The sequence below is a fragment of the Comamonas sp. Z1 genome (assembly GCF_008121555.1).
In the GTDB taxonomy this organism is placed as follows: Bacteria; Pseudomonadota; Gammaproteobacteria; order Burkholderiales; family Burkholderiaceae_C; genus Comamonas; species Comamonas thiooxydans.
Genome location: NZ_VOQT01000022.1, coordinates 24,156 through 45,526 on the forward strand (window position 1 = coordinate 24,156; position 21,371 = coordinate 45,526).

The 21,371-nt window shown below is 50.7% G+C and carries 14 protein-coding genes and 1 pseudogene; 7 read left to right on the forward strand and 8 right to left on the reverse strand.

The genetic code is table 11. The features are described 5' to 3' along the window. Positions 1–85: 85 nt before the first annotated feature. Positions 86–1,081: an IS5 family transposase gene (locus FSY45_RS24180; RefSeq protein WP_054076086.1), complete on the forward strand. Its 996-nt coding sequence runs from the start codon at positions 86–88 to the stop codon at positions 1,079–1,081. Positions 1,082–1,441: 360 nt separating this feature from the next. Here FSY45_RS24180 and FSY45_RS24185 read toward each other — a convergent pair. After that, positions 1,442–2,576: pseudogene (locus FSY45_RS24185) on the reverse strand (IS3 family transposase). 172 nt (positions 2,577–2,748) lie between these two features. On the opposite strand from FSY45_RS24185, the gene FSY45_RS24190 reads away from it, so the two are divergent. After that, the gene (locus FSY45_RS24190; RefSeq protein ID WP_148728342.1) at positions 2,749–3,603 is read left to right on the forward strand and encodes a hypothetical protein; all 855 of its coding nucleotides are present in this window, start codon (positions 2,749–2,751) and stop codon (positions 3,601–3,603) included. Here FSY45_RS24190 and FSY45_RS24195 read toward each other — a convergent pair. The 3 genes from FSY45_RS24195 to FSY45_RS24205 all read right to left on the reverse strand — a co-directional run bounded on the left by FSY45_RS24195 (position 3,593) and on the right by FSY45_RS24205 (position 6,498). Further along, positions 3,593–4,924: a DUF3987 domain-containing protein gene (locus FSY45_RS24195; protein ID WP_081007881.1), complete on the reverse strand. Its 1,332-nt coding sequence runs from the start codon at positions 4,922–4,924 to the stop codon at positions 3,593–3,595. The two genes, FSY45_RS24190 and FSY45_RS24195, sit on opposite strands and share 11 nt — an antisense overlap. Continuing rightward, on the reverse strand, positions 4,921–6,090 hold the full coding sequence (locus tag FSY45_RS24200; protein ID WP_054076077.1) for an inovirus-type Gp2 protein: 1,170 nt from the start codon (positions 6,088–6,090) through the stop codon (positions 4,921–4,923). The genes FSY45_RS24195 and FSY45_RS24200 overlap by 4 nt, the downstream gene beginning before the upstream one ends. Before the next feature lie 147 nt (positions 6,091–6,237). Then, positions 6,238–6,498 (reverse strand): AlpA family transcriptional regulator, encoded by a 261-nt coding sequence (locus tag FSY45_RS24205; RefSeq protein ID WP_202967643.1) that lies wholly within the window; start codon positions 6,496–6,498, stop codon positions 6,238–6,240. 921 nt (positions 6,499–7,419) lie between these two features. Here FSY45_RS24205 and FSY45_RS24215 point away from each other — a divergent pair. The 5 genes from FSY45_RS24215 to FSY45_RS24235 all read left to right on the forward strand — a co-directional run bounded on the left by FSY45_RS24215 (position 7,420) and on the right by FSY45_RS24235 (position 12,823). Then, a complete protein-coding gene (locus FSY45_RS24215) occupies positions 7,420–8,412 on the forward strand; it encodes a DUF932 domain-containing protein (protein WP_054076076.1) in 993 nt (330 codons plus the stop codon). A gap of 175 nt (positions 8,413–8,587) precedes the next feature. Further along, positions 8,588–9,628 (forward strand): YqaJ viral recombinase family protein, encoded by a 1,041-nt coding sequence (locus FSY45_RS24220; RefSeq protein ID WP_054076075.1) that lies wholly within the window; start codon positions 8,588–8,590, stop codon positions 9,626–9,628. An 82-nt stretch (positions 9,629–9,710) separates the two neighbouring features. After that, positions 9,711–10,862 (forward strand): hypothetical protein, encoded by a 1,152-nt coding sequence (locus tag FSY45_RS24225; RefSeq protein ID WP_054076085.1) that lies wholly within the window; start codon positions 9,711–9,713, stop codon positions 10,860–10,862. Then, on the forward strand, positions 10,828–11,316 hold the full coding sequence (locus tag FSY45_RS28395; RefSeq protein ID WP_254302942.1) for a helix-turn-helix domain-containing protein: 489 nt from the start codon (positions 10,828–10,830) through the stop codon (positions 11,314–11,316). The genes FSY45_RS24225 and FSY45_RS28395 overlap by 35 nt, the downstream gene beginning before the upstream one ends. 166 nt (positions 11,317–11,482) lie before the next feature. Then, entirely contained in the window at positions 11,483–12,823 is a 1,341-nt protein-coding gene (locus tag FSY45_RS24235) for a hypothetical protein (RefSeq protein WP_081007871.1), read from the forward strand. Positions 12,824–13,063: 240 nt separating this feature from the next. Here the strand turns inward: FSY45_RS24235 and FSY45_RS24240 are convergent, their stop codons facing one another. The 4 genes from FSY45_RS24240 to FSY45_RS24255 all read right to left on the reverse strand — a co-directional run bounded on the left by FSY45_RS24240 (position 13,064) and on the right by FSY45_RS24255 (position 21,369). Then, complete coding sequence (locus FSY45_RS24240) at positions 13,064–16,144, reverse strand: type III restriction-modification system endonuclease (RefSeq protein WP_054076039.1); 3,081 nt, start codon at positions 16,142–16,144, stop codon at positions 13,064–13,066. Further along, positions 16,141–17,124 (reverse strand): RhuM family protein, encoded by a 984-nt coding sequence (gene rhuM, locus FSY45_RS24245; RefSeq protein WP_054076038.1) that lies wholly within the window; start codon positions 17,122–17,124, stop codon positions 16,141–16,143. The genes FSY45_RS24240 and rhuM overlap by 4 nt, the downstream gene beginning before the upstream one ends. Next, the gene (locus FSY45_RS24250) at positions 17,124–19,025 is read right to left on the reverse strand and encodes a site-specific DNA-methyltransferase (RefSeq protein WP_148748451.1); all 1,902 of its coding nucleotides are present in this window, start codon (positions 19,023–19,025) and stop codon (positions 17,124–17,126) included. The genes rhuM and FSY45_RS24250 overlap by 1 nt, the downstream gene beginning before the upstream one ends. A 205-nt stretch (positions 19,026–19,230) precedes the next feature. Then, positions 19,231–21,369 (reverse strand): DUF262 and DUF1524 domain-containing protein, encoded by a 2,139-nt coding sequence (locus FSY45_RS24255; protein WP_054076036.1) that lies wholly within the window; start codon positions 21,367–21,369, stop codon positions 19,231–19,233. Positions 21,370–21,371 lie beyond the last annotated feature (2 nt).

Genomic DNA, 21,371 nt, shown 5'->3' on the forward strand with positions numbered 1-21,371 from the left:
ATATCTGTGCCTCTAGGGAACCTCTGCATAAGTCCTCAACGCATGTGCTTGCACATGTATGCCGGGGGCGGCAGCATCCAAGCCCATGCAGCAATCTGATCTCGGCCTGAACCTCTCCAACAAGAAGACACGCAAACGCGAATTCCTCGAGCAAATGCAGCAGGTCGTGCCATGGAAAGACTTGCTGGCCTTGATTTCGCCCTATGCCCCTGAAGGGCGCAAAGGCCGGCCACCGTTTCCTGTAGAGATGCTTCTGCGCATTCACTTTATGCAGCAGTGGTTCACACTCATCGACCCAGCCATGGAAGAGGCGCTGCACGACATGCCGCTGTTTCGGGATTTCGTGGGGCTGTCATGGGGCAGTCCTACTCCCGACGAGAGCACGATCTTGCGCTTTCGCCATTTGCTGGAGGCGCACAAGCTGGCTGAGCAAATTCTGAAGACGGTCACGGACTTGCTGGAAAGCAAGAAGCTGCTGCTGCGCACAGGCACCATCGTCGATGCCACGTTGATCGCTGCACCCAGCTCCACCAAGAACAACACCAAGTCTCGTGATCCCGAGATGCACCAGACCAGGAAAGGCAACCAGTGGTACTTTGGCATGAAGGCCCATATTGGCGTGGATGCCGACTCGGGCTTGGTGCACACTGTGCGTGGCACCGCCGCCAATGTCGGTGATGTGCTCGAAGCTAACAGCCTGCTGCACGGGCAAGAAGTCGATGGATATGGCGATGCGGGCTATCAGGGCGCTGACAAACGTCCCGACATGCCTGTGCCGACACCCGAGCGCAAGCTGCGTTGGCATATCGCCATGAAACGTAGCAAACGCAAAGCGCTCGATCCACAGCAACCGATACCCGCCTTGCAAGAGCAGCTTGAGAAGGTGAAGTCCAAGATTCGGGCCAAGGTCGAACACCCATTCCGAGTGATCAAACGCCAGTTTGGCCACGTCAAAGTTCGCTACCGAGGCTTGGCTAAAAACACCCAGCAACTGCACACCCTGTTTGCCTTGGCGAACTTATGGATGGCCCGTGGGCGCTTGCTGGTGAGTAGCCCATCCAAGCCGATGATGGCAGCCTGAAAAGGCAAGATGCCCGCGAAACGCGGGCATCTTGGGTGAGGAATCACCGGAACGTTAGTCTCACCCAGGCGCTACCAGGCTTGGAATCGCTTTATGCAGAGGTTCCCTAGAGCATGTTAAGAACTCACGCCCGCCCCGAGCCAAGGCAGAACATTGGGCAATGTAGGCGGCACAAAAACGAGGAAGTGGACTGCCTGTTGATTTCCACCCAGAAGTGACCCACTAGCCCCCGGTTGGAGGTGCGGATAAAAATTTGGACTAGTTTTATGCGGCTAGGCCAAGTTTGTGCCGGTATTCCACAGAGAAGTGGCTCCGGTCGTTTGAACAACTCAACCCAATTGCTAAGCGAGATCTTCGGGGTTATGCCGCCTGCATTGGTGCAAACGGCAATGCTGCAAAGTATGCCTCGTCAGGGGTTGCCTGGCGATGCGCCTGATGGGGTCGCTGTGAATTGTAAAACTGCAGATATTGGCCAATCCCGCAGCGTGCGGTACGCACGCTGTCATAGGCTTTGAGATAGATTTCTTCGTACTTGATGGAGCGCCATAGGCGCTCCACAAAGACGTTGTCACGCCAAGCGCCTTTGCAGTCCATTGAGATACGGATGCCATGGCGCTTGAGCTCTGTGGTAAAGGCATCGCTGGTGAATTGACTGCCCTGATCCGTATTGAAGATCGCCGGCGTTCCCCAGCAGGCAATGGCCTCTTGCACGGCCTGCACGCAAAACCCCACATCCATGGTGTTGGACAGCCGCTAGGCCAGCACCTTACGGCTGTACCAATCGATCACGGCACACAGATAGAGCCAGCCTGTGTGCATGCGCACGTAGGTGATGTCCATGGCCCAGACTTGATTGGCATGCGTAACGGTCTTGTTTCGCAGCAGATAGGGGTAGATCTTGTGCTGCAGGTGAGGACTGCTGGTGCGGGGCTTGCAATACAACGGGGTCATGCACATACGCTTCATTAGTGTCCGAATATGTCTGCGGCCCACGCAGTGCCCCTGACGCTGCAGCAGTCCTTTGAGCATGCGAGAGCCTGCAAAAGGATGGGCCATATGCAGGGTATCCAAGCGGTGCATGAGCTGCACTTGAGTGCTGCACGGCGGCCTGCGGCGGTAGTAAACAGCGCCCCGGCTGATACACATCAGTTGTGCCTGGCGGTGATGGACAGGCGATGGCTGCGGTCGATCATCGCTTGTCGTTGAGTAAGCCCGCTTTGCTCAACGCACCGTGCAAAAAATCTTTCTCCAAGGTCAGCTGCCCAATCTTGGCATGCAGCTCTTTGAGGTCCACTGCGGGGGCGACAGGCGCAGGAGCTGCACCAAACACATCAGCAGCCCTCTCCAGCAAAAGCCGCTTCCAATCGGCAATTTGTGTGGGATGCAACTCGTATTGCTGAGCCAGCTCAGCAACCGTGCGCTCCCCGCGCACGGCTTCCAGAGCCACCTTGGCTTTGAAAGCCGGGTTGTGCTTACGTCGTGATTTGATGGTCATAGATCTCTCCAAATTGGCCCCTGACTCCGGGCCATTTTTACGGAAAGATCTCGCTTAGCTACTTGTTCAAAAAACCGGGACCACTTCTAGTCTGTATATTCTCTTGAAACAAGACTTTTTGACGACAGCCTCAACGCTCCTGATACAACAGCCAGACTGAGAAATGCCAACAATGCAAGATTCCCGCTTTGAAGAAGACCTGCGACTGATGGCCTATGCGATGTACGACTCACCTGGTTCACTTCAAGTAAAACTCCAAGCAATCTGGAAACAAAGCGCCAATTGCATCCATCAAATTGAAGAAAAAAGGCCCACCGACCTTCAAAAGGCCTATCGAAAAATAGGCATAAACCCAAAAGAACTAAAAAATTTCAAGGAACCTTTTATTAATGGTCAGATTTCTGAAGAATATTCAAAAAACATAAAAGATATAGTTTTTTATCCTTATGCTGGATTAATAATTACAGCACTAAGAATAAAGAAAAACTACTACAACACCATCTCATCAAAAGAAAACTACCCTGATCCATTTTCTGAAGAATTCAGACTTCAATTGTTTCTCAAAGAAAACTTTATCAATTCAAATTTTATTAATCAAGTCGTCCCTGAATTCTTTCCACTTCAACTTCATTCCTACAGCTTACTAAGAATCCTTCAGATCAAAAAAGGGGTACCAGTTAGCGAAGAAATTAGAAGTAAAAGAGCATTAACTGCGGTGGCATCTCGTCATTATGGAGAGGAGGTATTGATGAATGAGACCTTGAAAGCAATTTCAAAAATTCAGGATGTTAATAAAAACAATACAAGTATCGATGATTTTTTTAAGAAACATAGAAAAATTTTCGATCAAGTTTTAAGAGACTATCAGGATATATTAGGCAGCCCCGTAGTGAAGGGTGGGCCTACCTTAGAGTTTGGCGAAAAACTAGTGACTGACGATCTTCCAAAATATCTAAAAAAATGGTGTAATGACAAACAATTTAGAAGCGCCCTCAATAACAATTTGGAAACCGAAATCACCAATTAGCAAGCACACCATTTTGCAAACTTAAAAAATGATTTATTTCATTTAATTTGAGATATGTTTTTCTCCCATATGAAACTATGCTGATTTTTCCACATGCAGCCAACTGGTTGATAGCCAGATCCAGTGCATCAGCACTTCTCAACTCACTTGGCGCATACCGTAAAACCTCACTCTTCCCAATATATTCAGAGCCAATTTTTTGAGATCTTCTCAACATATATTCATACATTTTTTTTGCCAGTCTGAAAGAAGTCAATTCTAAAGATTCTTCTCCAAAAATTCTTTTAGCTTCCAACATATGCCACTGCACGATTGAGATAGCAGCTCGAACAGCCCACACTTGAATTTTCTCTCCAGCATCAATAAAGTATTGAAGTACACCAGCAACACGAATCACCTGCTCAGAACTACGACGCATGAATGCACGTATATCATTCCACTCAGGATATTTCATTAGTAAAATGTCTACATTGTTGCTGTAATGTCCCCATAGATTTGCGGCCTCGTCATCTAAATAAATTTCTTGTCGATTATAGTTTACGATCCTCAATGATTTTGCATAAACAACCATCAATTCTCGTATCCGTTGATGGAATTTATGGTCATCAGAATTTTTATGGAATTTAAATCCTGGAAAACCACCAATTGGACCATTTTGAATAGATGCTTGAGAAATGAGCATTCGTGGCATTAGTCCAGACTCGACCAGTAATTCACCCTTTTTCTTCATAAATCGTTCGAATGTGACATCTTGAGTTAGCATGCATAATGCTGTACGTCTATCGTGCAGAAAAACCACTCCATTCGTTCGACTTACATTGCGAATAGTATCGCCATTAAAGCGCTTACATAGATTTGGGATATCTAAATTTTTAAAGAGCAATGCACCTTCATCGAGAGAGTAAAAAACCGATTTAGCACCTTCTTTAAAAATGTCTATCACTCCCTTTTCTGTGGCCTCTTCTATTAAAAATTGATGCCCACCCAGAGCCTCTTGGGCAGGCCAGCCAGGCAGCGAGATCTCTTTCAAATTGCCCTTTTCGAATTCTTCAAAGCCAAGCGTCATCCTGTTCAGAACACTCGATTTCCTATCACCTGACTTGGCTATAACAGAAACAAAGAGACTCGTTGGCAATTTCGTACCATAAGGAGTTCTCACATCTACAACGCCTTGAACTGCTGCTGACATTGTCGCTAGCATCACAGGCACAACCATGTCATAGGTAGACTGAGTCGAAGCAACAACAGAATCTGCAAAATCCCTCAATGCACACGGTAGAGCGTCTATTGGGTAAACAGCTTTATTAAAATATTCATTCATTTTATTTTCTCCTTCAGTGTTGAAATACCGCTTCTTTTGGGGCCGCGTTTTTCATTTGTCTGATTTTTCAATTTTGAACATCCAAATGTCCTCATATTTCCTGGGACACGTAACTTCATCAAAAAATCCAGCTTGGTTAAATAGCCAACGTACCTATCCAATATTTCCGGCAACTCCTCATCCCTGTAATCAATTAACCTCAACCCAGATCGATATCCGCCTTTTAAATAATTAACGTTAAATGCATAACTGTTTTTATCGCAAATATATTTATTCCATTCATCTACTATTTCTTTTCCAGCATAACCCGCATGCATTCTCTTTGAACCATTAACCGCTACCAACCAATGAATATGCAGACCTTTTATATCTCCACACTCTATTTTCCACGCATAAAACGTTAAATCAACACCAAAAAACCTCTTAATGCTTTTCAGCATCCTCTTTCTCAAGCAATCAACTTCATTAAAAACATCAGACATTTCTTTTTCATTCTTAAACCTCACAGGCATCAATATATTTTCTTTTTTAAAACCCCAATCAATCCTTATCAAGATATTTTTGCAATTTTTCTCCCACCCTTGAGATGCTACATTCATCAATTGGAAATAACGTTCCCTTGAATTTCTTTCGAAGCTTTTAATCTTTTCCCTAAAGGAATATTTTCTGAGAGATTTTTTCAAATTTTCCGAAAATTCATTTAAGCAGTTAATTGCATCATCCTGCACTTCCTCTTTTGAATTAAAATATTTCCTATGTGAATACTTTATGTATTTCACAAACCCGACTCCTTCAACCAGACTTCCACCTGGTATTTTTGCGGCATAGCATGCTTGATACACTAGCTTCAATTGAGGCGGAAGCATTACATGCTCATAAAACTCACTATCCCATTCAAACAAACGATTACACTCAGCATAATCCAATGCAGCCAGAATCTTTGCACCTAACTCTGAAGCTCTTGCAAAGCTTCTACTTTGGCTATTCTTTGTGTATTTGAAAAATGGCATTCGATCAGAAAGTGCAGCGACCTTCACTGCTATCTCATAGAACATAAGCCTTTCCGCATACATTTTTCTTTCCAACCCATTAATGTAGAAACTAGATTTATCAACATCAACACCAATTAAGTGCTGAAGCTCAACAAATGAATCTTTAATTCTCATGATAAAATTATTAAGTTATTTCAAAGAAAATATATAATCTATTTATACGTATCTCTTTTACTAATTATTCAACATACAAAAATAATTAGATATTACCGATAGGACCTATGTATTTATATATTTTCAAGTGAATTCATTGGCGTATATTTAATACCCCTTTTTAAGTTCATTTACATAGCTAACGACATCATGCAAAAGCCATCCCACAGCTTTATTACCCAGCTTGATTGGCTTAGGAAATTTCCTGTCGTAGTATTTAGAGCCGGGGTTAATTTTTAAATACACGGTAGAGCGCGATATACCAAGCGTTCTTAACAGCTCAGGCAGCCGGATCACTACTGCCTGAAGCCTCCAAGTAGCCTCCATCTCTCCGAGATCCTCAGATCCACCCTGCGTTGCAGCATTCATGTTTGACTTCCCACGTTTTGTTTACACAAGACGCATTGCATCGGCTCATCAGCCTTGGGAACACCCCTCTCCTTAGCTGGTCTCACCAGACTCAAGCAGCCATATTGACTTTTCAACAAACATCAGATAGCAAAAAATAAATTGCTAAACCATTGATTTGTTTTGCTTTTATCAATCTTTCACGAAGCCACGGGCACGAAGGTGGACGATAAATAAAGCAACGGAAAAAAATGCGAATGGAGCACTTTTTTAGTTCCCCTCGAGGGGCATTCACATGCGAAGGAACACATTCGCACGGTTTGCAAGTTGCAGCTTCTTTCTCTTGGAACAGATTCGATGCGCAGGTGTTGTGGCCTAAATCAAACAGGTCACGTGGCCTCCCTAAAGCTCACTTGAAGCCTTCGAAAAATTAAGATTCCAAGATATTTCAATCACATATCACCTCAGCGAGCACAACCCAAGAGCTCATCTCGAAACTGAAGGTGCGATGCCCACCGGATCTTCCGCCTTCCGAACCATCAACTGAGGATGTTTATGAAATCCCAATCGGTTTGTCCGATGTGCTCAAGCACAAAAATTTCTCAACGCAATTGGGCCAAGAGGGCCTTTGGAGCTATAGGAACTGCCGCAGGAGCCACAGGCGGCTTTGTAGGTACTTTGCGCGGAGCGCAGATTGGAATAGCTGCTGGTGCGCTGGTGGGGCCTGCTGGTTCAACGGCTGGGGGCGTTGCAGGGGCCTTGTTGGGCGGTATTGCGGGCAGCGCCATTGGTTGCGAGATCGGCTCAGCTGTAGGCCAAAAGATTGATCAACACATGCTCGACAACCTTGTCTGTAAAGCATGTGGCCACACGTTTTCTGCAAGCACCTAACCAACCCAGTCAAACCGCTTCGTTCGCTTCCATTTCAAAGGAGTACTCCACATGGCACATCTCGTAGAAACCATGGCCTATACCGGCCAAACACCTTGGCATGAACTGGGCCACGCCCTGCCCGTCAAGCAAAGCATCGATGTCTGGGCGCAGGCCGCGGGCATGGATTGGCGTATTCAGGAAACGCCTGTGCGTTATCTCGCCACCGATGGCGATTCGGGTCTTTCTGGGCTGTCTGACCTGTATGCCGAGCCCAAGGAGTTCGCAGAGCAAAAGGTGCTGTACCGCAGCGATACGCAAACTCCGCTGTCCGTGGTTGGTAGCCGCTACCAGGTGGTGCAACCTCGTGAGGTGTTGGAGTTTTATCGTGACTTGACTGAGGTGGCTGGGTACGAGTTAGAAACTGCGGGTGTGCTCAAAGCCGGTCGCAAGTTCTGGGCTTTGGCCCGCACCGGCAAGTCAGCAGCCCTCAAGGGCAAGGATGTGGTCAACGGCTATTTGCTACTGGCAACGTCTTGCGATGGAACACTGGCTACGGTGGTAATGCCAACGACCGTGCGCGTGGTCTGTAATAACACGCTAACCATTGCACTGCGTGATGGTGTCGGTGCCGTCAAAGTCCCTCACAGCACCTCGTTTGATGCCCAGGCTGTCAAGCGCCAGTTGGGTGTGGCGGTGGGCCAGTGGGATAGCTTTATGTACCGCATGAAGACACTGGCCGAGCGCAAGATCAAGACCCATGAGGCGATGAATTATTTCCTCAAGGTGATCTGCAATACGGATCAGCATTCCGATCCTTCAGTGGGCCTTACCAACGAGCGTGCGCTGAAGAAAGTGCAGATGCTCTACGAGGGTCATGGCCGTGGCGCTGAGATGCAGGCCGCCAAGGATACGGCTTGGGGCCTGCTGTGTGCCGTCACGGAGTTTGTGGACCATGAGAAGCAAGCGCGTAGCCAGGACAACCGTCTGGACAGTGCTTGGTTTGGTCAGGGTGCAGTGATCAAGCAGCGTGCTCTCGATCATGCGTTGCAGCTGGTGGCCTGATGGGCTATCAGAATGGCAATAGCTGAACCCAGAGCTTGTGGGTCGCCTTTGGACGCTTCACACCGGCCTGATCCCCTCTGCTTTCTTCTCTTTTTTCTGCTCTGTTTTCCTCCAACCCAAGCCACCTTTTGAGGTGGTTTTTTTATGCCCGTAGTTTGCGGGCCAGGAGAGTTTGATGTCTGTGCATGTTCTCAAGAATGGAAATCTGGATGGCGCTGCGGGTGCACGCACGCCTCGCAAGGGTGCGGCTTTGCGCCTGGTCTCTACCAAAGCCATGGAGCGAGAGGACTGGCTGGAGATTCGCCGTACCGGTATTGGTAGCTCGGATGCTGCGGCGGCCATTGGCCTCAATCCCTATCAGTCTCAACTGGAACTGTGGATGCAAAAGACCGGCAAGGGCAATCTCTTGCCGACCATTGATCCCAACGATGACACCAGTCCAATGTTCTGGGGAACGATGCTGGAGCCGATTGTGGCAGCGCACTACACCAAGCGCACGGGCAACAAGGTACGCCGTGTGAATGCAGTATTGCAGCACTCTGAACATCCTTGGATGCTGGCCAATGTGGACCGCGAAGTCGTGGGTTCATCAGAGGTTCAGATTTTGGAATGCAAGACAGCGGGGATCCATGGTGCTCGTCTGTGGCGTGATGGCGTTCCCGAGTATGTGCAACTACAGGTGATGCATCAATTGGCCGTGACAGGCCATCGTGCCGCCGATGTGGCAGTGCTGATCGGCGGGCAAGAGCTGCGAATCTTCAGAATCGAACGAGATGAGGTATTGATCGCCCGCCTGATCACTTTGGAGACGCGATTCTGGGACATGGTTCAGCAAGGTGTTGCACCGGCCGGAGATGGCTCAGACAGCAGCGATACCGCTTTGCGTTGCCTGTTCCCATCTGGCGCAGGTGATCAAGTCGATCTCAGCGACGATGAAGCACTCAACACCACGTTTGAGGAACTGCTGCGGGCGCGCACCGATCTCGATGCCGTCCAAAAGCTTGAAGCCCGTTTACGCCAGCGTATTCAGATGCACATGGGTGAAGCCAGCAAGGCATTGTTTGCCTCAGGTGGCTCCGTGACCTGGAAGCGCAGTAAGGACGGACAGACCTTCAACACCAGCGAGTTTGTCCAAGCACATCCCACACTGGCTCAGCGCTTTATGAGTCCTAAACCGGGCTCCCGGCGCTTCTGTGTTTACGAACCCGAGCAATGAAACGGCTTGGGACGAAGCATTGTTTTCCCCTCCCCTTGCCCTCCTTGGCTTTGCCCTGGAGGGCCCTTTTTTGGAGATCCTCATGATCAAAGGTTTGATGATTACGCCTCCGGTGATTGGCCGCATTGCCATCGGTAAGCTGGTGGAGCGCAATGGCAAACGCCTTCCCGAGAAGGATGATGAATTCACCATCACTACGCAGCTGCAGTCGCGTGGGCAGTGGATCTTGCATCCGTTGGATGAAGCACTGCGCCTGGCTGCAGACAAGGCGCAAAGCGGCATAAAGGAAGGCTCGCAGCCTCCCGCACCTGATGGAGATGAAGACAACCGTAATGCCGCTAATACAGCGCAGGCAATCCAAACCGGTACAACGGCTCGGCCTGTGCGTACTGGCAAGCGTTCGCTTAAGGAGAAGATGGGCGTCAGTGCGTGTACGGCAACGGAGTCCAATGCAGATCAGGCCGTGGAGCCTTCTTCGGTTTCATCATTAGCATCATCTTCGGCACCTGCACGGCGCAAGCTGCGCAGCATTCCGGTGCGAGTGCTGTTCAACGATCCCGATCTGAATCTGCGGGCCAACTACACCTTGTTTGATCGCACGACGGCCAGGCCCGTCTGTGTTGGTGATGGCGAGAGCTGCAAACGTGTGAGCAGCAAGGGGCTGGAGTCCATGTCATGCCCTGGGCCTGATGTCTGCGCTTTCGGCAAAGACGGTTGCAAGCCCTATGGACGCTTGAATCTGCTCATCGGTGACAGCGATGAACTGGGCAGCTTTGTGTTCAGGACAACGGGGTTCAATAGCATCCGAACCTTGGCAGCCAGGCTGCAGTACTTCGCTGCGGTGTCTGGCGGTCATCTGGCCTCCATGCCACTGGAGCTCAAGCTGCGAGGTAAGTCCACCACACAATCCCATCGCTCAGCTATCTACTACGCCGATCTGATTGTGCGCAGTGGCATATCTTTGAATACCGCGATTGCCCAAGCTAAAAAGATTACTGCACAGCGTCAAGCCGCAGGGTTTGATCAGATGGCTTTGGATGAAGCTGCACGCCTGGGCTATGCCAATGGCAGCTTTGAAGATACGCCTGATGAAGCTGTAGACATCGTGGAAGAGTTTTATCCAGAGGAAACCAAGCCTCCGGCTGCTACAGCAACAGAGGCGGCAACACCAACAGGGCTGCACCGTGCCAGCAACGGCAATGGTACGCATAGCCCGTATTCGCAAAGGCCGTGATCTGGCTATCCGTGAGCTTTGCAGCCGTGAATGCAAGCCCCGTGTTTTCAAAAACAGTGGGCCTAGCGTCTGTGGCTATTCGCTGGGCTTGCAGCAACCATTGCGCCCCATTGAACAGCACTCCTCCACCAATGATGCGAGATTGTCCGTGCTAGTGGCCTTTGGCCAGATGGTTCGGGAGTTTCGGAAAGCGCAAGGATTCTCGCAAGAGAGCTTTGCGTATTACTGCAGCCTAGACCGCAGCTATATGGGCGGTGTGGAACGGGGTGAGAGAAACATCACCCTTGCCAATATGGAAATCATCATCATCGCTCTGCAACTCAAGCCTTCGGAGTTCTTCGCTGCGCTGGATGGCTACTTTGCTAATCAAGAAGCACATGGGCAGGTGATTCAGTTCAAGCACTTTGCAGACCGTGCCCAGGTGCATATCCGGCAGCGCAACCAATCCAACTAACCGCATGGTTTAGCTGAAAAAAACATAAATGTAACAAATAGATTCTTAACGTAAACTCAAATTTCCGGATCGGAGACAACCTAAAAGCATATCCATCTGAGCATCAAAAGTACTGCCCACCTGCAAGCGGGCATTCACATTCAATAAACCACTGGAGAGGGAATAAATGAGGAAGATTACGAATAAGGGAATTGCTCAAATCGCAGTGAGCGCCATCATGGCAGCCGTACTTGCAGCCTGCGGAGGCGGCGGCGGTGGAAACAGCAGCAATGCTGGAAACTCTGGCAGTGGCGGCAACACAGAGACACCCGCCCCCAGCACTACAACAACCAGCGGTGTGGCCGCAATCGGCGCCCCCATCGTAGGCGGCACCGTTTCCCTGAAATGCGCCTCCGGCGCTACGGCTACAGCTACCACGGGCGCTGACGGCACCTGGAAAGTCTCTCTCAAGAGCAGCGACTATCCTTGCGCAATCCGTGTAGATGGCGGTCAGGCCAATGGTCAAGCCCTGCCCACTGCCCTGCACTCGGTTGTCGCAGGTGCAGGCATTGCCAACATCACACCTTTGACCGATCTGATCGTCGGGATTCTGAGCAACAGCAAACCCAATGCCTGGTTTGATACCGTCACCAATGGCGATCTAAGCGGCAAGATTTCTGCAACGGCTTTGGACAATGCGCAGGACAAGTTGAAGGGAACCTTGGCTAGTCTACCTGGAAAGCCTGCATTGCCCTCAAACTTCAACCCGCTGACGAGCGCGTTCAACGCTCAGAAGGGTGACGCTGGTGATGATCTGCTGGAGAGCTATGGCTCTGCGCTGACTTCTGCAGGTCTGACGCAAACCCAAGCTGCTGACAATGCATCGAACGGCAAGCCACTGACCGAAGAAGCATTTGCGGGAACCGCGTTCACTTTCCCGAACATGACTGCTTTCCGTGCAGGCGCCGCCAAGCTGCTCGGCGGCGACTATGTGTTGTCGATTCCCGATCCTGTCCGCGAGCTTTTGACCGTGAAAGCAAGCATTGATAGCTCGGGCAATGTGGCCCAAGTTGGCCTGCCGCTGGTGAAAGTGGCGAGTCTGATGGGCAACCGTATCGCGCAGTATTGCAAGGGTGAAGCCGGTGCAATGGGTGCTCAGCAGCGAGGCTTCTATGCGTACATTTCTGAAGACTGGACGCCAGTGACCGACACCAAGGAGTTGCACGGGAAAATCTTCAATGACTATGAAGATTGCATCAACACGGGTACTGTCGAGTTCCGACCTGACGACTCCGTCATCTTCACACAGACTGGACAAGCTCCCGACTCACCTGACTTCGGCTTCTCGAAGGCATTGACAACGGCTGGCATGGAAGACACTGGGGAGAACGCCCTTGTACATGCAAAGGCCTACAAAATCACACTCAATGGCAAGACAACCTATGCGTATATTTCGGTTGCCACTTCCAAGAGCAGCGACAAAGAATCGCGTTGGGGCAACTATCTGACAATGGGTCTGTCTCAATAAACCAGAGATTCTCTTAGACGATATAAAAGCGATACGACTCTCCGGGTCGTATCGCTTTTTTGTCATTCTTTTTTTAATTTAAACAGCGAAAATTCATCACAAGGTAACGCCTATCTTTCTAGGTTAGAAGAGGCTCCGGTCGTTTTAACGATTCAACCAAGTAAAACAATCCCGAACTGACTTCTCTCAGTTCGGGATTGTTTAATTTTTCTTGGATCAGCGAAGAAAATTATTAATGGATTAATGCTCTAGCACTTTCTCCATCAAGCCATTAACATCTTTGAATTTTCCGTAAATTGCCGGGTTTTCACCCACCGCCAAGGCTGCAAAATGCGCAGCCCCGCACTTGATCTTACCGCCCTCGCGGTCACGCAGATCTTCTTCAAACAGGCTGCTTTTCGTCTCAACAACGAAGTACAAGCGCTCTTGGCCATCTCGTTCGATCAGCACGGCCCAGTCAGGGTTGTAAGTTCCTAAGGGCGTGGGCACCTTGAACCAGCCTGGCAGTTTCGCGTAGACCCTCACAGCCTCATTTTTCTCTAAGGCATCAGCAAAGTCACGTTCAACGGCAGAGTCGTAGACCACGTGCTGGTACACAGACTTCTGCGTGTCCTGCACCAAGTTCTTCAGGTAACCCGTCAATTCTTCGGTTTCAAACAACTCCTGGGCGTAGTAATTGTCGTCGCCCAGTCGCTGGTACTTGATGCCATCCACCAAGGCCAAACGTTTGCAGCGGTTGATAGCATCAGCGGTCATTTCAATGAATTGCTGTGGGTTGCGCTTGAAATCTTGCAGCCGGGTGCTTTCAGTGAGGATGTGCGCAATCGTTTTACGTGTCAGCTGGGTACGATCCTGCAACTCGGTCAGTACATCAGGCAACTCGATGTCGTTTTCATCAATCGCTACAGGGCTGGAAACGGCCAACTCGGAGGCATCTACCCCAGCTTTGGTGATCGACATTTCTGCCTTTTTCCAAAGCAGACGCGTCTTGGCCACAGGGGGCATGACATTCAAAGCATCAATGCATTTTTTGATCAACTGGGCATTGTCAAACTGCACACGGTAGGTTGTCTTGTGCTTGATGCGATCCCACAGCGCCTTGAACTCTGGGCTCACAAGAACCGACTTGCGCACGGGCACAGTCTCGCGCTCATCCGCATCTTTGATTTCCAGCTTACCGGTGATTTTTTTCAGCACTGCCGCAATTTGCTCTTTTTGCGCAGAGAACTGCTCGGGCAGCACCAAGGTCACCTCCTTTAGGGCGGTACGCAGTGTGTCCTGCACCTTGCCTTTGCTGTCGATGTAGCCTTGTGACTTCAAATGTGCCCACAGCGCCTTGGATGCATCAAACCCTAAGGGCGTCACATCGCCGTTGGTCTGGCCTACTCCAATCCCAGCAAACTCGTGGTCTTTGACAATCCCAAACTGAATGCCCGTGTCTTTTTCAATATCGCGCTGTAGGTTTTCGGCAAACTGTTCGTAGCTCTCAGTCGCAATCACCGTCAAGGTGTTGACCATGAAGCCAAGTAAGCGCTCGCCCTTTTGGTTCACGCACAGGCGCAGGCCACGGCCAATGGTTTGACGGCGCCAGCGCTCCGTATCGCGGGTGGAGAAATTGCAGATTTGAAAGACGTTCGGGTTGTCCCAGCCTTCCTTCAGTGCCGAGTGCGAGAAGATGAATTTCAGTGGCGAAGAAAAGCTCAGTAGCTTTTCCTTGTCACGCATGATCAGGCTGTAGGTGTCGTCATCCGCGGCGGTGCTGCCGCTGGTGTCCTTCACCACTTCCACCGTTTTGCCGCCAATTTTTTTCTTGTCGATGGAGAAGTAGCCGTTGTGCACCTCGCTGGCTGCCGCCAACAGATCCACTTCTGTAAACAGACTTTGGTAGTCCGGGTGTTTGGCCAGGCGCTTGTACTCTTCCTCAAACATCAAGGCGTACTCGCCTTTGACGGCATTCCCCTGCTCATCGTACTGGCGGTACTTGGCCACTTCATCGATAAAGAACAGGCTCAGTACCTTCACGCCCAAGGGGCGCAGGCGCTTCTCTTTGTCCAGGTGCTCTTTGATTGTTCGGGCAATCATGGCGCGCTGTACGGCCTTGGGGTCTACATCGCCCCACGCCTCGCCCACACGCAAGAACTCTTCGCCGCCGGGCACTTTCAGTTCAATGAACTGGTCCGCCTTGGCTGCGCGAATTTCGCCAATCCGCACATTAGCGTACAGCGGGCGGCCTGTCTCTTGCTCCAGGTCGAAACCATCTTGCACCGTGATCGTTTCGCGCCGCACAGCGCCTGCGGCGTTCTCCCGGTCCACTTCAATGCTTGCAGTGATGACGCCTTTTTTGTTGGCCACGGCCAGCAGCTTCACAAAAGGCTTGTTGCCGCCGCCTTGCACAGTGGCTGCGGCCACCTCAATTTGCTTCACCAGCTTTTGCTCATACGCATCCACCGCATCCAGCCGGTACACCATGTTGTGCTTGTCCACATGGGTGGCTGAATAACGCAGCGTGCACAACGGGTCCATGTGTGCCAAGGCTTTTTTGCCCTTGCCGTCCATGCCGCCATCCACGCTTTGTGGCTCATCCACGATCAAGATGGGACGCGTGTTGCGAATCAGGTCAATCGGGCGTTCACCACCCGTTTTCTCGCTGGCCCGGTACATCTTGTTCTTGGACTTTTCACGGCGCTTGGCTTCATCAGACTCTTCTGCGGCAGCGGCTGCTTCATCCCCAAATTTGTTGATGGCACCCACAGTGATGACCATGATCTGAATATTGGGGCTAGTCGCAAAGTTGCGCACCTCACCCAAGCGATCAGAGTTGTACTGAAAAAACTCATAACCCTTGGCACCAGGGTACAAGCCCTCAAAGTGCTCGCGGGTGATCTGCAGGGTTTTGTTGACCCCTTCCTTGATGGCCACTGATGGCACCACCACTACAAACTTGGTAAAGCCGTAACGCTCATTCAGCTCAAACACCGTGCGCAGGTACACATAGGTCTTGCCCGTGCCGGTTTCCATCTCAACGGTGAAGTCCAGCGCTTGCTTGGGCTTGAGCTTGTCAGAGGGCGGCACACCATTGCGCAGCTGCACCTTTTGCAGGTTGTCAGAAATTTCAACGTCCGGCAGCAGCTTCAAGGCATTGCCCACGCCACCACTGTCAGAAAACTGCTTTCCTTCAAAGCTGTACTGCTGGTCGTCCGTGGCCACAGGCGCAGCCACCGAAAACACTGAGTGAAACACCTCCTGCCCACGGAACAGATCGCACACAGCATCCATCGCTGCTTTTTGGTAAGAAAGGTCGGACTCAAAATGCAGCTTCATTGCTTACCCTTTCGTGGTGCAGGCAAGGACTTCACCATCTTGTCAAAGTCAGACTCCAGCGATGCATTCTCTAACGTACGGAATTTGGTGAACTCTTGCTCTGCATGGTTCTTGGCCAAGTCGGCAGAAATACGCCCGGCTCCACGCAGAATTTCCCGGTCATTCAGTGTCAAAAAGCCTTCCAGCTTGGTCACCCAGTCTTGCATCGTCATGGCAATGCGTCGCGCTGCCTGCCCTTCGGCAAACACCAAATATTGTTCAGCCAAGTTGTTCAAAGCCCGGAGCTCTTCTTCCGTCAGATAGTTTTTGGCCACGCTTACATCGCTTTTGCGAATGCGCGCACCGTTCCAGTTGGTCAGCCCCATGTTGGGCTGGCTGCTGTCCGCGCGTTGCTTGATCAGCTCTGCCGCCGTATGGCCGTGGATGGCGTAGTGCACCTTGTTTTGCACCGTGGCAAAAAACTCTTGGGTGATAGCCGCTTGCGGGTTGTAATCCACGCTGGTGGCATAGATGTCCGTAATCTTTTGATAGAAGCGGCGCTCGCTCGTGCGGATGTCCTGCAGCCGCTGCGTCAGCTCATCAAAGTAATCACGACCCTTACCGGGGTTTTTCAGGCGCTCGTCATCCAGCACAAAGCCCTTGATGATGAACTCCTTCAACTGGGCATTGGCCCACTGCCGAAAGCGCACACCAGCCTGGCTGCGCACCCGAAAGCCCAGGGCCAGCACCATCTCCAGGTTGTAGTGCGCTACCTCGTAGCTTTTGCCATCGGTGGCAGTTGTTCGGTAAAACCGAACAACTGAAGCCTCGTGCAACTCGCCATCTTCAAAGATGTGCTTGATGTGCTCACTGATCGTGCCTTTGGCCTTGCCAAACAGCTCTGTCAGCTGCTTTTGGCTGAGCCACAAATCTTCGTTATCTAGAAGCACGGAAAGCTGCGTTTTACCGTCTTCTGCTTGGTAGATCAAGAAATCGCTCATCACAGGCTCCGCACGTGCTTGATACCGTGCTGCTCCAAGATGGCGGCCAGATTGCTCTTGGCCACATCGTTTTCAAACGCGCTATCGCGGAAGACTGCGGTGGTCTCAGTGGCCGTGCCTTGTGCTTCACGCCACTGGGCCATACCCAGGGCCAAGCCTTCGGCATCTGCTACGCCAATGTGTGCATCCAAGCAGGTCATGAGCGCGCCACCGCCAATGCTGTGCACGGTTTTGCCCGCAATTTGCTGAGCTTCCATGGGGACGCACAGATCCAACCCCAGCTTGAGCAGTACTTCGTACAGCACATCGTCATTGCTACGTTCGGGCTCAATGTGCTCCAGGTTGTCAAACAGCGATGTTTTTAAATCGTTGACGTTGGGTTTCCATGCACGAATGTTCGAGGTATCTAGCTTAAAGCACCTAAAGCCTATATCACCCGTAAAAAGTGGATCGCTTCCCTTTACGATTTTTCCGGATCGTCGTAGTCGCTCTTTGGTTACTTCCGCAATATTTGAATAATTATTGTCTGCTGTTTCTTCAGGAAGCTGAACAAGAATGAACTTTCTTTTCCCATTGTCCATTTTGTTGACGGAGTAAACAGCTTGTGCTGTAGTTCCACTTCCTCCAAAAAAATCGAGAACCAGATCATTCGATGCATCTGTAGTACCTACTTTTAAAATTCGCTCTATTAATCTGGTAGGTTTTGGCGTATCAAATGGAACAGCTTCGGGGAAAATTTCTTTTATTTCTTTTTTGCCTTCTTGATTGTGGCCTACATCTTCATATTTCCAGATTGTTTGGCATGCTACACCTTGCTTTACCTCCGTAAGGAACCTTTTGATAGCTGGAGCATTATCCCCGGATGCTCCGAACCAAATTCTATTATCAGCAAGCATTTCCTCCATCCTGGGCTTTGTATATACCCAGCAACGCCCGTTTGGAGGAGAAAACGTTTTTCCAGAAGGTGACGTGAATTCGTAAAACTGTGCAGGAGTTCCATGACCTGCTTGTTCTGTCGCATCTGCAGGTTTCCAATCTCCACGTGGATCATTATCTAGATTTCTATATCGAGCATTCATTTCATCAGAGCGCTCAAGCAGATTTGGCTTCCAAAGTTCCTTGTTCGCAGCGTAGACCAAAATGAAATCATGAGATTCAGAAAACCACTGCACTGCATTCTGAGGGCTATATCTTTTTTCCCAAATCAAAGTGCTAACGAAGTTTTCTTCTCCAAATATCTCATCGCAGATTTTTCTGAGATTACTAACTTCACCATCATCAATGCTGATGAATATCACTCCATCCTTTCGCAGAAGACTTTTTGCAAGTTTTAAGCGCGGATAAATCATATTCAGCCAATCGGTATGAAACCGACCACTGGCCTCAGTGTTGGTGGTGATTTTGGAACCGCCCTCAGTTTGCCCCGTTAGCTCCAGATAATTTTTGATGTTGTCCTGAAAGTTGTCGGGATACACAAAGTCCTTGCCCGTGTTGTAAGGCGGGTCGATATAAATCAGCTTGACCTTGCCTGCATAGCTCTTCTGCAGCAGCTTGAGCACTTCCAGGTTGTCACCCTCAATCATCAGGTTTTGGGTGGTGTCCCAGTCCACACTTTCGTCTTTGGCGGGGCGCAGCGTGCCGGTGCTGGGCGTCAAGGCAATCTGGCGTGCCTTGCGCTTGCCATGCCAGTTGAGGCCGTATTTTTCATCACTGTCGGTGACGGTGGCATCACCCACCAATGCCTTGAGCACATCCATGTTCAAGGCTGCGGTGGTTTGGCCGTTGACCACGGTTTCGGTCAGCAGCTCGGGAAACAGGGCTTTGAGCTTTTCAATGTTGTCGGCCACCAGGTTAGCGCTTTGCGCCTCGGAGGAATGGGCTTCGATTTTTTGTATCGTCATAGAAATCGCTCAAATCTTGGAGGGAGCTTGCTGGCTGCATCAAATCTTGATGTGCAGTCAGCAAGTTCTAGTCGGTAAAAAAGATAGCTGCTAGCGCTTGTCTTTATTAGTTTTTGAATGATTTTTCAATTTAAAGCCATTGTTTACTTGCGCAAGCAGCTATCTTTTTTGTGTTCAAGTGCAATGTAAGTTGGCCGCAACCGGATCAGTATCCATCGTCTTGCAGCCCGCCCATCTGGCGGTCCAATGCTTGGCGAATCAGCCCCATCACATAGGGCAATTCGTCCAGGCAGCTCAGGCCCACTTCGACATCACCATTGCCCCAGCGGCCAATATTGGAGATGTCGCGGCACAAGCCACGTGGGTCGTCCAACTCGGCAATCCCAATGTTGAGCACCAGCAGCAGCCGCTTGGCCTGCGGCACTACATCGACAAAGTTGGTCTCTGCCTTGTAGGCCACGTAAAGCTTTAAAAACTCTTCGGTGACGTTGGGGTTGAGTGCCTGCACGGCTTTGCGTAGCGCCTCAAACACGGGCTTCATAGCTCCCGTTTCCAGGTGCGGGTGGTCAGCCATGCTGTAGGTTTGCCCAGGTTGAGCAGGCGTGGCTCGGTAAGCGTCGAGTACGCTATTGTCCAGCGCTGGCACTTTCCATACTTTGGCGGCGTCAGTGGCCAAACGTTCGGCACGGGCTTTGATGGCTGCTTCATCCCACTGCGCGACTGCGCCCAAGCCCAGGTTCAGTTTGAGGGGGCTGCTGGCAAAGCCAATCGGGTTGCCATCTTTGTCAGTGACTTGATCGCGCTTGTAAGCGAAGGGGCGGTCACTGTACTCGCCGTTGTAGCCGGTGAGCGTGAGGTTGCCCAGGGTGTGCAGCCATTCCTCTTGAATGCGTTGCCAGTCAGGCCCCAGCTCTTGCTGCCATTCCGGAGAGAGGTCTTCGTTTTGCGGCAGGATGTGCTCAATGGTGTAGTCCTCCACCACCACACGTTCTTTGCGCCCATGGTTTTCCAAACGGCGCAACCAATAGCTGCGGCTGCGGAAGTTGTAGAGGTCACGCAGCTTGATTTCACGCTGAAATTCATCGTCTTTGGGAAAGCGGCGGTATGAGGGCAGTAGCAGCAGCGAAGCTTGCACACTTTCCAAGTAGCGGTCCTTTTTGAGAGTGCGGCTCAGGCCCGCAAAGGTTTTGTTCAGTGAGTTGGTGGGAATGGCGCAGATGGCGCGGCGAAAGACGTAGCTTTCCACTAGGCGCACGATCTGCAAAGCTTCATCGCTGCCCAAACGGCCTTGCTTGTAGTCGTGGTACACGTCTAACAAGAAGGGATAGGCCACGTCCACTTTCAATTCCCGCAGGTCGTGAAAGGCTTGCTTCAAGCCTGTATCTGTCTCGGTACCCAAGGCCATGGCGCAGTAGTACAAGGCGTAGGCGTGAATATCGGCCACCAGGTCGCGTGTGCGTGTGTCGGTGTCGGGTTGCTTTTGGGCAAAGGCTTTGAACGCAAGGTACACCTCACGCACGTTCGGAATCTCACCCGTCTTGGTGGTGAGGTAATGGCGCATGAAAGCATCAAAGTGCACCACATAGGCTGCCTGACCAAATGCCTTTTCCATGGGCCGCCAGTAGGTGTTGTAAAGCTCCGTCTGCAGCTTGGGTTCCAGCCCCATCAAGATGTAGTTGCGGATGAGGTCGGCCTGGCTGAGCTCCAGCCCCGTGGAGTTCATGCTCTCAAAGATCAACTGGGGATTGTCTTGTGAGCGGTCCAAGGCCACATCCACAATGACCAATTTAGCCAGCCCTTGGCAGATGGCTTCCAGCTCTTGCTGGTGCTCTTCAATCAGGCTTTGGAATAGCGCGTAGTTTTCGGTGATGCGTGTGCTGGCCTGCGCGGGCATGGGAGTGTCCTGCAGCAGGGCCAGCAAGGTCTCTTTGTCTGTTTCCGACAGGATGAGCTTGTAGTGGCGGTCGCCATCCTCATCAGGGTTTAGCAGGTAGTAGTTGCGTAGCTTTTTGAAGGAAAAAGCATCCAGCAACTCAGCCACATTATGGGTTTTGAAGTGCTCGGCAAGCGCTGCAATCAACAAGGTGCTGGTGGTCAAGCGCTGTTGGCCATCGATCACCAGCAAAGCCTCTTCGGTCGTGACGGTAGACAAGCCGCGTTCTACGTAAACGATGGAGCCAATGAAATGCGCATTGACTTTGTCATCACGTCCAGCCCGCATCAGGTCCGCCCACAACTGGCGGCATTGCGCTTCTGTCCAGGAGTAGTTGCGCTGATAGATAGGAATGACAAATTGCGGGGACTTGCGCAAGAACTTGAGCAAATTGGCTTCGGTCGCTTTCATTT